Source organism: Paraburkholderia saeva (assembly GCF_907164555.1).
GTDB lineage: Bacteria > Pseudomonadota > Gammaproteobacteria > Burkholderiales > Burkholderiaceae > Paraburkholderia > Paraburkholderia saeva.
Window position 1 is genome coordinate 46,308 of sequence record NZ_CAJQZC010000009.1, and the last position, 16,104, is coordinate 62,411.

Below are 16,104 nucleotides of genomic sequence, written 5' to 3' on the forward strand. Positions count from 1 at the left end.
TTTTGTTCGCAGGTCTGTGTAGAAATTTCATTGCGGTGCAGCGTGTGAAAATACGTATTATCCGTCATGAAATCAATGGCTTATCAGTCTCGTCACAGCGGACGCGATCCGCTACAATCGTCTCAGGTCCACCCGTTTACGGGGAACGCCGTGGGGGAACAAACCAGTCAGTCCATCACCGAAGTCACGCTGTCGCGCCTCGGTGCCGCCGATGACAACCGCACGCTGCGCGACGGCTCGGGCCTGTCAGGCAAGGTGCATGTCACGCGCGACGGCACGGTGTCGGTCCACTTCCGCTACCGCTTCGACGGCCAGTCCCGTGAAGCGACGCTCGGCGCGTGGCCGCGCGACAGCCTGGACGCCATCCGCGAGCGCTTCGAGGAAACCACGTTGCGTGTCTCGCGCGGCACCGATCCGGCAGGCCAGAAAAAAGCGGTCGCCGCGAAGCTCAGGCTGGAACAGGCCAGCATCGAGCAGCAGCGCGAGCAGCGGCTGACGATGCAGGCCATGTACGATGCGTGGCACCCCGAGGCGCTTGCCGATTACACACCCAAATCGCGCCGGGGCATCGAGCGCATGTTCGAACTGCATTTCCTGCCCTCGACTGCCAGCATCTGTGTAACCGATATCAGCGACCTGCATGTGCGTAATGCGCTGAAAACGCTGGTCGCGGCGGGAAAGTCCGCGACTGCGGTCAACCTGCGCACCTGGCTGGCCACCCTGTTCGCGTGGGGGCAGCGGCGCAAACCCTGGCGCGGGCTGATCGAGGTCAACCCCGTCGATTCCGTCAACCTCGACCGGCTGCTGCCTCCCGACTTCATGGGCTACTGCGACCGCGCGCTATCCGAAGACGAAGTTTGCGAACTGCGCGGGCGCTTCCAGGCCATCCGCACCGCCTTCGATTTCTGCACCGGCTCCCGGCGGGGTCTGGCGACACCGTTGCCACGCGAACATGAGCTGGCGGTCTGGCTGATGCTGTCAACCCTGGTGCGGATCAACGAAATCTGCGCAGCCCCGTGGACGAACGTCAAGTTCGCGCAGGCAACCTGGTTTATTCCTGCAGAAAGGGCCAAGGGCCGACGCGCGCTGACGATTCACCTGTCCAGCTTTTCAGTACGCCTGCTGCGTGAGCTGCACGCACTCACCGGACACACGCCGTGGCTGCTGCCTGGAGGCAAGAACCGGCCGGTCGCAACTTCCGTGATACAGAACGCCATCGGTTATCGCCAGAGCATCGACCGCAACTGGGGGCGAAAGACCCTCATATCCGAAGTCAGCGGCCGCTCGCTGGTCCTGCCGGGCGGTCCGTGGAGCGCGCATGATCTGCGCCGCACCGGAGCGACGTTCATGCTCGCATGCGGCGTCGCGGATGATGTGGTCGAGCGCTGCCTGAATCATGCAGTCACTACCAAGGCACGGATGAAACGGCTCAACCCGGCGCTGCTGCGGACCTATCATCAATACACCTACGAACCTGAAATGCGTGACGCGTGGCACCGGCTTGGACAGTATCTTGAACAGCTTGACACACCGGCCGCCCCGCGCATCGCAGGCGCTGATACGGTTGCCGTCAACGATGCCCCGCAAGCGGGACTGCTCGACGCGGCGTGACTATAGTGCGTACCACCGGCAACGGTGGTCCAGCAATACGGGAACGCGACATCCGTGGCTCACTACGATATCGAGGTGCAGCAGTCGAAGCGCATCAGTATCCATGTCATCAAGTTCCCGCTGAACATCAACCATATGCTCAGGATGCAGCAGTATCGCTGCTGGCAACGCATCCTCGTGGTCCATCATGAAGCGCTCAATACCATTCTCGATGAAGGCCACCGGACCACAACTGAATAACCCGATCATGTAAATCAACCCTGTGATTTTTACGGACCGCCTGCACGAGTGCAATGTAGATGCAGGCGCTCGGCGTGATGCCCATCGTGATCGAGCGGTGCCTGAATCATGTGTCGTCGCTCGACCAGTCGGAGAAGCAGCTCAACCGCCAGCTCATGCGGCACTATCATCAGTGCCGCTATGAGCGGGAAATGCGCGCCGCCTGGCAGGAACTCGGGGCATTCCTGGAAAAAACCTGCAGGGGCGAGATACCGCAACTGCCGAACCCCGAGTACGAAGTCGAGCCTGAACAATTCGGAGAGCCTCGCACGGCGGAGCTTTGAGGCCGAAATGGTGTTGTGAGATTTGCAGGAACCTGGCACATTACCGCAAGATTCCTGCATTTTTCGACGAGGTGCAGATGGGTCCGAAGACGCCTGTGCCGGAGGGAGATTTCTTCCGGCAACCGCTGCGCGAACAGATCAACCTGAAGCATCCGCTGGTACGCCTGACTGACCTGATCAACTGGGAGCGGCTGGGCGCATTGATGAGCGGGAGCTTCGTGTCGGGCAAAGGTCGACCAGCGAGCTCGCCGCGGCTGATTGCGGGGCTGCTGTATTTGCAGCACGCGTTCGATCTGTCCGACGAAGAGGTCGTCTGGCAATGGGTTGAAAACCCGTACTGGCAGGTCTTTACGGGCGAGACGTACCTGCAGACGGAGCCGCCGATCGACCCGTCGAGCCTGACGCGCTGGAGGAAGCGTCTGGGCGAAGCCGCCGTTAAAGAGTTGCTGGCCGAGACGATCGAGGCGGCAAAACGTGCCGGCGTGATCAAGGCCACGAGCGTGAAGCGGGTGATCGTCGACACGACGGTGATGGAAAAAGCGATCGCCCATCCAACCGATTCACGCCTGCTCGAGCGGTGTCGCGAACATCTGGTGAAGGCGGCCGCGCGGCACGGCCTGAAGCTGCGGCAGAACTACAACCGCGAGGCGCCGCGTCTGGGGCTGCAGATTGGCCGCTACGCTCATGCGAAGCAGTACAAACGCATGAGGAAAGCACTGCGCACGCTGCGTTCACGCGTTGGACGGGTGATCCCCCAAGGGGACTTCCTTCGGGGCGTGCGCGATGTGGAGCGACAGGTCGCTCAGGTGACAGACCCAGGCCGTGCGGCATTAATGGACCTGATTGGCCGCACGAAGCGCATCCTGGCGCAGAAGCCGAAAGACAAGAACAAGCTTTATGCGCTACACGCGCCTGAAGTCGAGTGTCTAGCCAAAGGCAAAGCCCGCATACCCTACGAATTCGGTGTGAAAGTGTCGACCACGACGACTCACAAGGAAGGATTGATAGTTGGTATGCGCTCGATGCCAGGCAATCCGTACGACGGTCATACGCTGGCTGAAGCGCTGGAGCAGGCGGCAATCCTGTGCGACGCCACGCCGGAAGTGGCCATCGTCGACCGTGGCTACAAGGGTGTCACGCTCGACGGCGTGAAGATCTACCACCCGGGGTTGCGCCGGGGTATCACACGCGGACTACGCGCAATGATCCGACGGCGCAGCGCGATCGAGCCAGCCATCGGTCACATGAAGACAGACGGAAAACTTGATCGCAACTGGCTCAAAGGTGCGCTCGGCGACGCGATGCACGCGGTACTGTGCGGTGCCGGCCACAACCTGCGGATGATCCTGAGGAAGCTGCGGCTTTTTTGCGTCTTCGTTCTGGCTGCTTTGCTCAACCGCTGCATTGCCGCCGACGTGATGGTATGACGTCCGCGGCCCGGGAAATGAATTGTTCAGGGTCGACTACGTACGGGCTTCGGCCAACGCCCGAGGACGCGCCTGCTCTGCCCGAAGCGGCGTGAATGGCCATCAAAACGTCAGACTGACGCGATGACCTCATCCGCCTGAACGAAGTGCCATTGCCTGAACTCCGGGTCATAAAGCGCGAACTGGTCAAAACCAGGTTTTGCGCGAGCCGTTTCCATCGTCGGCGCGTCCCGCCACGCCTGATGCGCCAGCACCCGCAGATCGCGTTCACTCCAGTCCGAGAAGGTATTCGCTGTTTCCTTCCACGCAAACAGCCCCACCTGCTCATGGATTTCGTCAACCAGACGCAGCAACCCGCCCGGCAGTTCGCGCACGGTATCCCCCGACTCCAGTTCGGGCGAGGAGCACAGCACAGCCTCCGGCATGCCATCCGGGCGGATCAGCAGCTTGCCGGAACTCGCCCGCCACGCGACATGAACGCGGACGATTACAGACCGGTAGCCTGGCCCCTTCCCGCTTCCGGCCGCAACGCACTGAGCGGCTGAATTGAGATCGATTGTCCCGGCTCGACAACGCCTGCGGGATTGCGTGAGATATCAAGCAGCGCGTCGAACGGCGACGGATAGCAGCGCACAGCCACCCGCGACGATGCCCGCCGAGGCAGGCGTACTCATCAGCAGTCCCGGCTTCTTCAGGCCGTCGAAATCCTCCTTCATCTGCTGCTGTGCGTCGGTATCGGCAGGCTCGGCCTTGGCGCTGCTGGCGGATGCGGCCAGCGCCTTCGCGGTCGCCAGCGCGTTTTCGAGCTGGGCAATGGTCTCCTGCATGTCGAGCTGGTGCCCCGTCGCGCCGGGGCGGTCATAGGTCGTGACCATCACGCCCTTGCCCGCGCGCAGCGCGCCCCAGCCCGAAGTCCTCTGCTCGTAGCCTTCGCCTCGGTATTCGAGCTTGCTGTTGACCAGGTAACCGAGATTCAGTTGCGACTTGCCCGAATGCTCCGTGCTGAGCTTGATGCCTTCCTGGCCCGCCCAGTCCTCCATGCGCAGCTTGTTGTTCTTCTGCGTGCGGATCACGTTGCGCGAGAGCCAGCGACGGTCGTTCGTCACCAGGTCGCGTGCCTGGCTGTGGTGATGGAAGGCCGTGATTTCCGGCTTGTCGGGATCGCCGTCCCGGAAGGAAATCACGGCCTCGTCATTGTCCAGCGCGACAAAGTGCATGCCGGTCTGCAGCTTGCCCGCAAACGGCTTCGCCAGACGCAGCGGCACGCTCTCGCCGCCATTGGGCCAGGTGCCGAAGTCGGCATCCAGACGGACGATGTAATAGCCGACGGAATTCAGGAATCCATAGGTATATTTGTCCGGGCTACAGATGCGGCCGGAGAGCGTGCCGGAAATGCGAGCCCAATTTTCCGGTTCGAGCTGGAGCCGGAAACGCCGGTCGGCGGGAATCGCCTTGAAGCTGTTTGAATAGGAGGCATCGCGTGCACCGCTGTGCGTGATCTCCACAATCACCTGGCCTTTCGGCGCATCGGGCAGGACAATATCCGTTTCCAGCACGCGCGCACATTGCAACGCGAGGACATTGCTCTCGCCCTCGTACATGACCTGTCGCGCAATCGCGGCTTCGTGCCGGAGTTGCGCCTCCCATTTCGCGCCCGCCTGGTCGAGGTGATGCGTACCGTAGATGTAGGGCTGGCCGTAGGTTGTCTCGTCCTGCGGTGCGATATTGGCCTCGTCCCTGAATCGCTCCCACGCCTGCTCGGGGTTGTAATCCGCGACCGTGAACGACTGCGGCACCGTCTCCATGTGGGTCTTCAGTGTGGTTACCGCCTCCACGCCACCCGCTTCGAGACCCGCGACCTCACGGTACGGCACGATCCGTTGCGGATCATCATAGAGATAGTGGTCGATATCATCACCGAACACGACCTGGTCGCCGTACTCCGTCTCAAGGATATAGCAGTAGATACCCGATTTTTGCATCAGCATCTGGACATAGGCCATGTCCGTCATCTGGTACTGGTAGCGCCACAAATGGACCGGATACTGGCGGCGCAGCCGGAACAACATCTGGTGTTCCCGGATGCCGTGTCTGCGCAGGATCGTCTGGATGATCTGCGGTGTCGTGAGGTGCTGATAGGGCTGACTGTTCGTGACGGCCTGGAGCCGTCCGAAATGCGATTTCAGGACGACCCGGTGTCTCGTGAAATCCTTCGTCGTCTGGACTATCGAGAAACGTTCGATGTACCCTGATAACTTCTTTGGTGCGCCATCCTCCGGCACGATGGAAAACGTGGCATCGCGGTTCAGGTAGTCGCCGCGCGCAAGCTGCTGAGGGTGGGTCAGCTCTATGCACACCTCGGTGGCTGCTCCCATCTTTTCGGTTGCCGTGAACGACACGACCGAGAGCGCCGCCGCACTGTCGGTGCCGGGCACATCTAGAAAATACGCCTGGCGTCCCGTGACGCCCTGCCGTAAGATCAAACTCTGCCACTCCCTGCTCCCTGAAAAAGAACCAGCGACGCAGCGTCAGCTGCCAAACCCGTTAATTGATCATTTAGAAACCATCAGGTTAACGGAACTAATATGAGATAGGCGTGTTTTGACAATGCTTGACGAAAATCCAATGCACTTGATTCATGACGCATCAATACGGCTTCTATGGACACCGTCGGACAAGTGACTTGTCTTTTCCCGCCGTCTCCCGGCAAGAATCGCGACAGCCAGAACGGCACAGATCAGCACAACGCAACCCAGCGCCACGCAGAGATAAAGTACTGACGGATCGTCCATAGGAGTCCTCTATTTTTTAGATAAAAAAAATCCGTCCGGCTGGACAGCTCCTAGTGAACGCTGAGTGATGTCATGAATAGCCACGGATGGCCCATGCTGTCCTCACCGGGTCCGGCAGACCGACGCAATGCACTGACTGCCGCCAGCGAACCGATGTGCGTGCTCACCTCAGCCTCGCATTCTTCGCTGAATATCTGGAGCGTGGCCGCGAGCAGGGCGCGATCCCTCTCCCGCCCTTCATTCAGTGTCAATGCGTGTGCCATTTGAGTAACGCGAGCAAGAACCTCAGCCTGACGACGCGCAAACTCCGCACTCTTTTCAAGCAGGACATGCAGTGCAGATTTTCATGCGCAAGCTGGAGACTGGTTTCGGCGAGTTCAGCGAAGGTGGTGGAGATTTCTTTCTTGTTCACGGCGTCCTGTTCCTGCCGGTATATTCGAAACGCGTTCCCTGAAATCGCATCGACGACCACACGTAGCGGTGCGTATTCGTGGTCGCCCAGAAACGATAGATGCCGAGTGTGAGAACAGTTAGTACAAAATTCCTGATGAAGATGCCGTACAACGCGCCTGTACTTCCGTCATAGGTCAACAACGGGTTCCTGCCCGTAACCAGATTCATTTTAATCCCCCCGAAGTTCATTGGATTTTTTTGGCAATGCGACCAGGACGCTCACATCACTTGCCTGCGCACAACGTTTTTGCAGCTCCTGCGATCCCGCCTGTTTCCCTTTCGTGCACCCAGCGCAACCGTCACCTAAGGTATCGAAAACGTCTTCACGAGCGTCAGCTCTCCTGCCTTGCGCATCGGTACGCGGACCGTTTCGCTCTTTTCGTCTGGCGTGTTCTCATTGGAGATGATCGTGATCTGCGCGACGGTCATGTCGCCCGCATGATCGCCACTGCCGTAATAATTCACGTACACGAGCCAGGTGCCGGGCGGCGGCGCCGCGGATGAATAAATCTCGGGCCCGTAACCGGTGGTCACATCGACGTCGAGCGCGCCGCCGTTCGGCGCGACACGGTCGCCGTAAAACGTGTGCGCGCCATCCGGTGAAACGACGTGCAGATCAAGGTCGGTTCCATCCGTGTCCCACGCCAGCACGATGCGCAGCCGGGGACGCGTTTTGCCGGTGTACGCGTCGTAGAACTGGACACGCTTGCTGGTTCCGTCGGCGGCGCGCATCTCCACGCTATTGCTGCCGCCGGCAAACGCATAGGGCCGCGAAAAACTGCCGTCCTCCTCGACGCGTTGCGGTAACGGCGTTCCGTTCACCACCATCGTCGCCACCGAGGTCCCGTTCTTCGACTGTGTCTTCGGCGCGTTCCTGATGTGGCCGGCGATCATGGCGTTCACCGACTGCCCTTCGGGCGTCGCCACCGACACCGCCGGATAGTGGACGTCCTGCGTATAACGCGCGCTGTCGCCGCTGGTGTTGCGCCAGCCATTCGTGGGCGCGATGAAGTCGATGCCGGTTGCGCAGGCGACGTTGGCACACAGGAGGAAAACGGCCGTGGCGGCCGGATGTGTCGTCGTGTGTTTCATGGTCGCGCTCGTATCCCGGGTTAGAGTCGTTCGCTCTTGATGAGCATCAGATCGCCAATCTTGCGCAACGGCACCGTCATTGTTTCGCGCTTCTCGTCCGGCGTGTTCTCGTTGAAGACCAGGGTAAGTTGCGCCGTAATGACTTCGCGCTCGTGCGCATTCGAGTCGAAGTTGTAACCAGTCGCATCGAAGTTGCCCCAGTAGTTCAGAAAGAACAGCCACGTGCCGTGCCCCGGTGCCGCGGATGAAAATATACCCGGACCGGCGCCATCGACGGAATCGACGTCAAAACCGCTGCCATCCTCAAAGGCAGGATTCGCCCAGAATGCGTGCAGCCCTTCGGGCGTAATGACGTGCAGGTCGACTTGCGCCTTCGGATCGTTCCACGTCACGATCGCGCGCAGCTTCGCCGCCGGCCGGTTGCGATCCGCCTCGAAGAACTGCATGCGCTGACGATGCCGCCCGTCGGGCGACACAATCTCAATGCTGTTAGAGCCGGGACCGAATGCCCACGGACGCGCGAACGCACCTTCGTCGTCGGTATAAAGCGGCGTGGCATTGCCGTTGACAACCAGCGTCGGCGGCTTGCGGTCCGCTTTGTTGATCTGCTTGAGCCGCCCTTCGATCAGCGTGCGAAAACGTTGCGCACCACGATCGACGGGCGGCCGGGGATAGGCCGCGACAAAACGCTCGCCTTCGTTTGTCAGTCCGCTATGGCGCCATCCATTGAATGCGCCTGTCATGTCGGCAAGTGCATCGTCGCGATTCGCGGCATAGGCGGGTGCGTACGCCGCGCCGGCAACGACCGCGACGATCGCGATAAAAAGGACCGTTTTACGGCACATCCCGCGCCACCTGTGTGTGTACTGTTTCATTGACTCATGCCGTCAGAGCGGATCAGGGCCCGCGCGGTGCGTTCGATGAACGCCTCGTCCTGTCCGCGCGGATGATGCTGAAATGCAAGGTGTACGTACTCGTGCGCGAGCGCGATGCGATCGTCCTCTGTCTTCAACTGGTGGATGTAAAGCCGGTTACGCTGAGCATCAGCGTACGGGCGGCCCTCACGAACGGCGCACACCGCGGGCAGATCCGGCGTCTCATAACCCGCCTCGGTATCGAGGCGTTGCGCCCATACTTTCGCGTTGCGATCGAGCCAGGCACCCGCGCCGGCAACCGTCTGGCAATCCTCCGACAGCGGGCTCAGAAACGATGTCAGCGTTGCCTGAGGCCAGGTCTTCGCAAGAATCGCGTCAAACGTGAGGCCGCGCTGTGCAGCCGCTTTCGCATCGAGCCAGCTCATCTGTCCGGGCGCAACCCTGTCGTGATGGTACTGAACCGCTACGCCCGTCAGCACGAGTCCATCGGTCAGATCGGACGCACGCCGCGCCGCTGGCCGCGCGGCGTGCGACAGCACACGCTGCGTGCGGCTGCTGTCGTCGATGCGAAAACACCCGCGATCGCGCCGCGCCTGTTGCACGAGATACGTACGCGCGGCGACTGCGAGCGCCCGCGCCGCTTCCGGCTCGTCCGCGTCACCTTCCCGCTCGACCACGCGCGCGACGTAGTCGTTCAGCCCCAAACGCCCGACGATATGCGGCACGCCACCCGCGTCGTTGTCGAGCATCAGTTCGTCGCGGCTCTCGATTCGCAACCAGTTGCCGTTCGCGAACCCGACGCGATACGCGCCGTCCAGCGGTCCTGGCCGCGCGATCTTCGAGGTCCCCTTCCGGTCAGCCGAAGCGTCGAGTACCTCGCGAACCGGATACCGTGCGAAAAAATCGACCACCACGCACGCACCGTCATCCGGCACATCGACCTGCGACAGCAATGGCCCCACCGCCGGCGCCGCCGCGGCCAGCACGCGCGCGCTGCCGCCCGCGCCGCCCAGCCACACCGGCGTTCCATCCGCGAGCCAGCCTGCCGCGCCGCCGATCGATGCGCCGGCGCGCGCGGGATCGGGCATCGTCCACGTTTTCGCGCGCAGCATGCTGCCGTACAGCGAGACGGTGCCTTCGCCACGGCCGCTTGTCAGCACCGATACGAGCGTGTTCGCCGTATCCACGCGGGCACGCGCCTGCATCGACTGCAACGCGGCGAGCAGATCGACGACGCTCACCCGCTGCCCGGGTTTCATCGAATGCAGGTCGCGCAACCACGCGGGCGCCTGCGCCGCGCTCCAGTATTGCCGCCAGCCGGCCGGATCGAGATGCAGGCGCGCAGGCGCGAAATACGGACCGCACGATTGCACGAGCGCATGTTCGCGGTCGACGCTCCCACCCGTCATGCAGCAATAGACTTCTTCGGGATCGCCCCCGGTACAGGTGTAGTCCGGCGACGCAATGCCCCGGTCGACGAGGTAGCCATAGACGAACAGTTTCCACACGCTGCCTAGCGGGGTTTCAACCGCCGGCGGCAACGGCTCCGCGGACCGGGCGGACAGCGGCATTGCAGATGCCTCGTGCGCATCGAACTGCCACCATTCGGCCCGACCATCGTGCAACCACGCAAAGCGCAGCAGACCCGCTGATGGCGATGGCGATGGCGAGGGCACAGCGGCGAGCGATGCCATCGCACCAGCCGCCAACCCGGCCAGCACGATCAGGGAGATTGCGCGCAGCATCCGCATCATCGCCATTTCGCTCACTCGATCCGCAGCGTGACCAGCCTGTCGCTCCTGCCGCCTTCAAAGGCTTTCGCGTCAGGCTGATACATCCGGAAGAAACGGGCCGGCGGCACGACGAACGTGCCCGGCAGCGCAAAACGCACGAGTTGCCGCAGCGTCACCGGGCGATCGAGTAACGGCACCGGCTGGTGGTACGCCATTTCGCCCATTTCAAAAGTCGCCGCACGCTGGAACGGCTGCGGCCCGCTGCCACCCTCGCCCGGACCGGGCAGACCGTCGATGCTCATACCCCAGCTGGTCGGCTCCACGGAGCCGCCCGGCGGCAACGGCACGTCGAGCAGACCATAATGGAATGCACCATCTTTCTTCGGCGTGAGCCGGACTTCGTCGACGTAGAGCGCGTTGCTGTCGATGGAATCGCCCGGCCTGACAGCTTTCGCCGAGAACGTGGAGCGGCCCGGCTCCTCCGGTTTGTCCTTGTGGCCGGCTGCGGCGACGGAGACGAGCCGGTACAGCGTGCGTTCGATCGTGATGGGCAGGCGGCTGGAATCGGCCACATGACTTCGGAAAGAAACCAGCGCGGTGACGTCGGGCCTGACCGCACTGACATCGAGTGCGGCGGGCGACGCGGCGCCGGTCCAGTTCCACACCGCAGCGCCGGTCGGCGTAACGGACTTCGTCCAGCCCTGACCCTGCACCGACGGCAACGACGCGTCGACGACGTCGCCGTCCAGCGATCTGCGCAGCCACAGCAACGTCAACGCGCGATCGAGCGTCGGATAGCCGGCGCTGCTTTTTTCAAGCAGAACCTGCAGGTCGCCCGGAGCGGCAGCACCCGCTCCACCCGTCATGACGAGCAGGCTTTGCACGACCGGCGCCGGGTCGGCGGCAAGCGAATCGTGTGCGGCGCCGGCCAGCGCGTCGAATCCATCGGGCATGGTGGCGTTCGCGCTGCGCGCCATCGACGCGGTCAGCAGAACTGCGATCGCTCTGCCGCGGGCCGTATCCGCCTGCGCGAAGACGACACTGTCGGACGCACCGAACGTATCGGCGTGGGTATCGACCGGCTTCGCGCCCTCGAGTGCCAGTTGAGCGGCCACGCCAGAGAGCGGTGTGGCGATGGGCAGCCCCATCTGCTGCATGAACCAGAGCGCGAGCGCGCGGTGCAGCAGCGGCTCCTTGCTGGCCGCATCGCGGTAGACGTCCATCGCGTGCTGCCAGTTGCCGGCGGGCAGCGAAATGCCGAGGCTGCGACTGGCCAGCCAGTCGGCGTAATACGCGTACGCGGTAATCAGTGCACTGCCGCGCGCGGTGTCGCCCCACCAGCCAAACGTACCGCCGACGCCCGCGAGCATCGCCAGACGCTGGCGCTGGTTGCGCAGCAGCGCATCGATGCCTTGCGTCGAACGGGTCGCGTCGCCACGACTGAGCGCGTCGCGCGCCAGCGTCAGCGGAATCAGCCGGCTCGACGTCTGTTCGGCGCAGCCGTACGGATACGCGATCAGATCGTCGGCGATGCGCCCGAACTGGCTCGCTGCGCTGCCCATCAGACGCACGCTGATGTCCTGCGCATCGGGCGCCAGCGTGAGCGGTTTTTGCGCGGCGTCCAGCGAAACTGCCGTCTCGTGGAGATCGAGCCAGCCGGCCGCATCGAGCGCGAGTGTCGTCTGCAGGCGATCAACATCCTTGCCCGCCTGTCGCAGGCTCGCGTTCACCACGCCGGGCTTCAACGCGCCGCCCGGTAGCTTCAGATAGTTCGCGCCCGGCTTCAGGGTCACCTTCTGGTTGACCGACAGACCGCCGCCTTCGACGATCCACCCTGCGTCCACATCGGCCGTTGTCTGGTTGAACGCGAGCATGTCGATGACGGGCTGGTCGTTCGCGCGGAAATGCGCCGGCCCGCTCCATTTCAGATACAGCGCCTTGTCCGAACGAACGTATGCAGTGCGCTGGCCGACCATGCCGTCGCCGTTGACCGCGCGGACGGTAATCCGCCAGCGCGCGAGCGCGTCCGGCATCCGGAACGTCATGCGGGCGTGGCCGTCCGCGTCCGCGTGCAGGCTGCCCTCCCACGCCGCGGTGTCCATGTCGTCGCGGCGTGGCCGCTCCAGAACCTTCACGCCGCGTTCGTTGTACTGGCCGCGCTGCGGACCGCCTGGCGCGCCGCGCAACGCGGACATCGCCAGATCGTACGTGATGAACGACAGGCTCGACGACGTCCGTACGTTGTTGCGGCGCGGGTGATAGAAGAAGTCGACGATGTCCGGCGCGATCTCCGGCTGCAGCACATAGACCATTTCATCGACGACACTCACGGTCAGGTTCGACGTCACCGGTTTGCCGTTCAGCGCGCTCGTGAGATCGAGCGTGACGAGCTCGCCGGGTCCGTACACCGGCTTGTCGCTTTTCACGCCGATATCGATCGACGGTCTCGCCACCACGACGCCCGCGTTCTGGAACACGTATTCGCCGGCGTGAACGTAGAGTACTGAGAACGTCATGTTCGGCGCGAAGTCTTCGCCGACCTTGATGCGCGCCTTCCATTGCGCAGGCGCGACACGTTGCAGGGTGACCCAGTCAGCGCCCGAAGACAGCAGCGCGCGGCGCTCGACGTTGTCGCGTTCGAGCGTCAGTAACGCATCGTCGACCGCCATCGGGAATGTGATCAATGCCTCGGCCGTGTCGCCCACGCGATAGCGCTCGCGGTCGAACACAATCTCGACGCTGCCAGGCACGGCCTTCACGCCGTCGCCCGCGACCCAGTGGCTGGTCGCGGCGAGCAGATTGCCGGTGTCGTCCCTGACGGACAGCATGTAGGAACCCGGCGCGTCGAACCGGACGGGAAACGCAAGCGTGCCGCCCGCCTTCGCGCCCGTGAGCGTGCCGCCAGCACGCGTCTGCGATTCGAGGCGCACCCATTCCCACGTGGCTGGCGCGCGGGCACCGGATACCGCTGAGGCAAGCGCCTGCAGGTTGAAGCTGACCGCTTCCTTCGGCTGCGAGAACGACTTCGGCGAAGACAATTTATACGGCGTCGCGCCGCGCGCGACCAGCACTTCGCGTGTCACCCGCACGCGGTACGCAGCGCCGTCCTGCGCGAACACCGTCAGCGCATAGCGACTCGGCTCCTTCGCGGCGGGCAGCGTCAGCGTTGCGTTGCCATTGCTGTCGGTCGTGAGCTCCTGCTGCTCCAGCTTGACTGGAAAGAGCCCCGCATAACGCAGCTCGCCGTCGACGATCGTCACACGCTGCGCACGCAACGTGACCGACACCCTGGCGTCGCGCACCGGCTTGCCGTCCGGATAGCGCAACGAAATGCTTCCTTTCGGCGCATCGCCGGTTGCGTAATCAGCCTTGTCCATCGTCAGGTTGACGTCGAAATGCGGCTTCACGTATTCGGCGACGCGAAACGCGCTGCCATACACATCGCCGTTATAGGTGAACCGGAGCGTATAGCCGCCGCCCGTCGCCTCCGATGGAATATTGAAATCAGCCTGTGCGCCGGTATCCGACGAGAAGTGCACCTTGCTCGTTGCGATCGGCGCGCCGTTCGGATCGAGCACGTCGAGGTTGATATCCGCGTCGGCGGCGGGCGTCGAGGTGGTCGCGCTCTGGAACGTCCGGCCGATGAATTTCACGTGTACCAGGTCGCCCGGCCGGTACAGCGGACGGTCGGTGACCGCGTAAATCTTCGTGTTGTAGATTTCGCTGTCGTAGTAAAAATTCTCCGACACGAACACGCCGCCCGCCGGATCGGTCCCGAGCACGTAGCTTCGCTCCGGGCTCACGTGCTGCAACATCAGCGTGCCGTCGCTGCCCGTCGTTCCGCTTTGCAGGACGCCCACCCCGTCGGTCCAGCTCACGGCCGTGCCCGGCACGGGTTTGCCGTTGTCGCGCCGCGCCGTCCACACGAGAAGACTGCCGGACGCGGCCTTCACCACCGCGACGGTATCGGACACGAACAGCACCGTATGCGCGCGATAGTTGCCGATGATCGCCTCGACGAGATACAGGCCCGGCGGCAGCTTGCCGACCGGAATCATCACATTGCCAGCCGATGCCTCGATAAAGTTACTGCTGCTGCCCGCGAGGTCGACGCCCTTCGGCGGCTCGATATTCTTTGCGTCCCAGACCGGATAGCGGAAACGCGCGACCACGTCGTATCCCTTCAGCGGCGCAAACCGCGACGTCGGCTCGAAGTGCGTCGGCTTTCCCGCCTGGTCGCCGAGCCTGAACCGGGGTTGGGCCACGGTCACCTTGCTGCGCGTGGCGAACGACAGCACACGCTGCCATGCGCGCCGCGCCTCGGTGTACCAGCGATCCCACAGATACGCGAGCGTGTTGGCGAGCCCTTCGCCCTGGTAGTTCGGCGCGATATTCAGACGATGGAGATTCTTCTGCGCCTTCAGGAATTCGAGCGGCCGCGGCACGCGATAGACCACGACGTCCGCGCCGCCGTACGCTTCGAGCTCCGACTTGAACTCGCGACCCGGCGCTTCGAGGCGCACCTGCGCGACCTGATCCGCGCTGAAGCTCTTGTCCGACAGCAGAAAGAACGGCTGGCCGTTCACCACCTGGGTGTCGTATCCGCTCGGCGTGGCAGACGCGAGCGTCGGGTTGTCGGGTGAATTCTGCCCGTCGTCGCCGGCACTGGCAGCAGCCGGGTCTTGCGCGGCTTCAGCGGCCATCGCGGGCGACGCGGCCAGCGACACACACAGCGCCAGCATCGATACCAACGCCAGCACCACCGCGCCTGCGCGACGTCGCGCGCCGGCTGCCTGTTCACCGGAAGCAACGTTCAGGAATAGACGGATCACGGCGTGAGAAACGCAATGCGAAAAACACCGACGAAATTCGGATTGCCGTCGAACGGCTGCCAGCGGGAGTCTTTCCATTGCATGAGGTCGGAAACGGCGACGGCCCGCAGACCGGTATCGGTCGGCGTGACGGAGCCTGTGTGATAAGCGATATAGCGGTCGAGCCAGATCATCAGGTGCTGGTCGTCGCCCTGGTCGAAGAAGAGCAGATCGCCGGGCAGCGCCTGATTCACGTCCTTCGCGACAAAACGGCTGTTGCGTTGGACCAGCGCAATCGCGGAGGCATACGGACCCACGCTGCCATCGATGTGCGCCCAGCGATTCGCGAGCGAACGCTGCGACGGCGTGAGCTGGAGTTCCGGCGGCACACGGCTCACGTCGGCGATACCGCTCATGCCGTTGGCGCGCAACCACTTCGCGTCGTGCGGCTTGAGCGCTTCGCCGGCCGCGAAGCGCACAAGCCCTGCGCAGTCGCGTTGCGTCCAGCGCGGCGTCGGGCCAATGCGCATCTGCTGATCGACGATGCGGACAAACCACGCTCGAAACGCGGCCGACTGCTCAGGCGAGAGCGCATCGGGATCGGGCATCACGGTCGTGCCCGACAACGCGTACGCGCTCGATGCAGCAAGCGGCACGACCAGCGGTGCAACCAGCGCCGCAGCCATGCGCGCCAGCCACGCGCGACGATGCGCACTGGCGACGCCCGTGATGTCGCTGGGGTGCATA

Annotated in this window: 11 protein-coding genes and 1 pseudogene; 4 read left to right on the forward strand and 8 right to left on the reverse strand. The window is 63.2% G+C overall.

All coding sequences use genetic code 11. The annotated features are described in order from the left end of the window. Positions 1-75: 75 nt before the first annotated feature. From LPA36_RS21645 to LPA36_RS21660, 4 genes are all read left to right on the forward strand, one after another. Positions 76-1,611: a tyrosine-type recombinase/integrase gene (locus LPA36_RS21645; RefSeq protein WP_228881263.1), complete on the forward strand. Its 1,536-nt coding sequence runs from the start codon at positions 76-78 to the stop codon at positions 1,609-1,611. Positions 1,612-1,665: 54 nt separating this feature from the next. Continuing rightward, positions 1,666-1,851, forward strand: a complete 186-nt coding sequence (locus LPA36_RS21650; protein WP_228881266.1) for a hypothetical protein — start codon at positions 1,666-1,668, stop codon at positions 1,849-1,851. A 59-nt stretch (positions 1,852-1,910) separates the two neighbouring features. After that, positions 1,911-2,174 (forward strand): site-specific integrase, encoded by a 264-nt coding sequence (locus LPA36_RS21655; protein WP_228881269.1) that lies wholly within the window; start codon positions 1,911-1,913, stop codon positions 2,172-2,174. Positions 2,175-2,251: 77 nt separating this feature from the next. Next, positions 2,252-3,601 (forward strand): IS5 family transposase, encoded by a 1,350-nt coding sequence (locus LPA36_RS21660; protein WP_228881272.1) that lies wholly within the window; start codon positions 2,252-2,254, stop codon positions 3,599-3,601. A gap of 110 nt (positions 3,602-3,711) precedes the next feature. Here LPA36_RS21660 and LPA36_RS21665 read toward each other — a convergent pair whose 3' ends face one another. From LPA36_RS21665 to LPA36_RS21700, 8 genes and pseudogenes are all read right to left on the reverse strand, one after another. Further along, positions 3,712-3,975, reverse strand: coding sequence for a hypothetical protein (locus LPA36_RS21665; RefSeq protein WP_228881275.1), 264 nt, complete (start codon positions 3,973-3,975; stop codon positions 3,712-3,714). Between the two features lie 261 nt (positions 3,976-4,236). Next, positions 4,237-6,036 (reverse strand): annotated as a pseudogene (locus tag LPA36_RS21670) (type VI secretion system Vgr family protein); the annotation flags it as partial. A gap of 765 nt (positions 6,037-6,801) precedes the next feature. Beyond that, the gene (locus LPA36_RS21675) at positions 6,802-7,035 is read right to left on the reverse strand and encodes a DUF898 family protein (protein ID WP_324250962.1); all 234 of its coding nucleotides are present in this window, start codon (positions 7,033-7,035) and stop codon (positions 6,802-6,804) included. A gap of 114 nt (positions 7,036-7,149) precedes the next feature. Beyond that, the gene (locus tag LPA36_RS21680) at positions 7,150-7,938 is read right to left on the reverse strand and encodes a YfaP family protein (protein ID WP_228881281.1); all 789 of its coding nucleotides are present in this window, start codon (positions 7,936-7,938) and stop codon (positions 7,150-7,152) included. Positions 7,939-7,958: 20 nt separating this feature from the next. Further along, on the reverse strand, positions 7,959-8,681 hold the full coding sequence (locus tag LPA36_RS21685) for a YfaP family protein (protein ID WP_228881825.1): 723 nt from the start codon (positions 8,679-8,681) through the stop codon (positions 7,959-7,961). 128 nt (positions 8,682-8,809) lie between these two features. Next, entirely contained in the window at positions 8,810-10,573 is a 1,764-nt protein-coding gene (locus LPA36_RS21690) for a DUF2300 domain-containing protein (protein ID WP_407674317.1), read from the reverse strand. Positions 10,574-10,578: 5 nt separating this feature from the next. Further along, the gene (locus LPA36_RS21695) at positions 10,579-15,288 is read right to left on the reverse strand and encodes an alpha-2-macroglobulin family protein (RefSeq protein ID WP_228881829.1); all 4,710 of its coding nucleotides are present in this window, start codon (positions 15,286-15,288) and stop codon (positions 10,579-10,581) included. A gap of 86 nt (positions 15,289-15,374) precedes the next feature. Further along, the gene (locus LPA36_RS21700; protein WP_228881293.1) at positions 15,375-16,103 is read right to left on the reverse strand and encodes a DUF1175 domain-containing protein; all 729 of its coding nucleotides are present in this window, start codon (positions 16,101-16,103) and stop codon (positions 15,375-15,377) included. Between the last annotated feature and the right edge of the window lies 1 nt (position 16,104).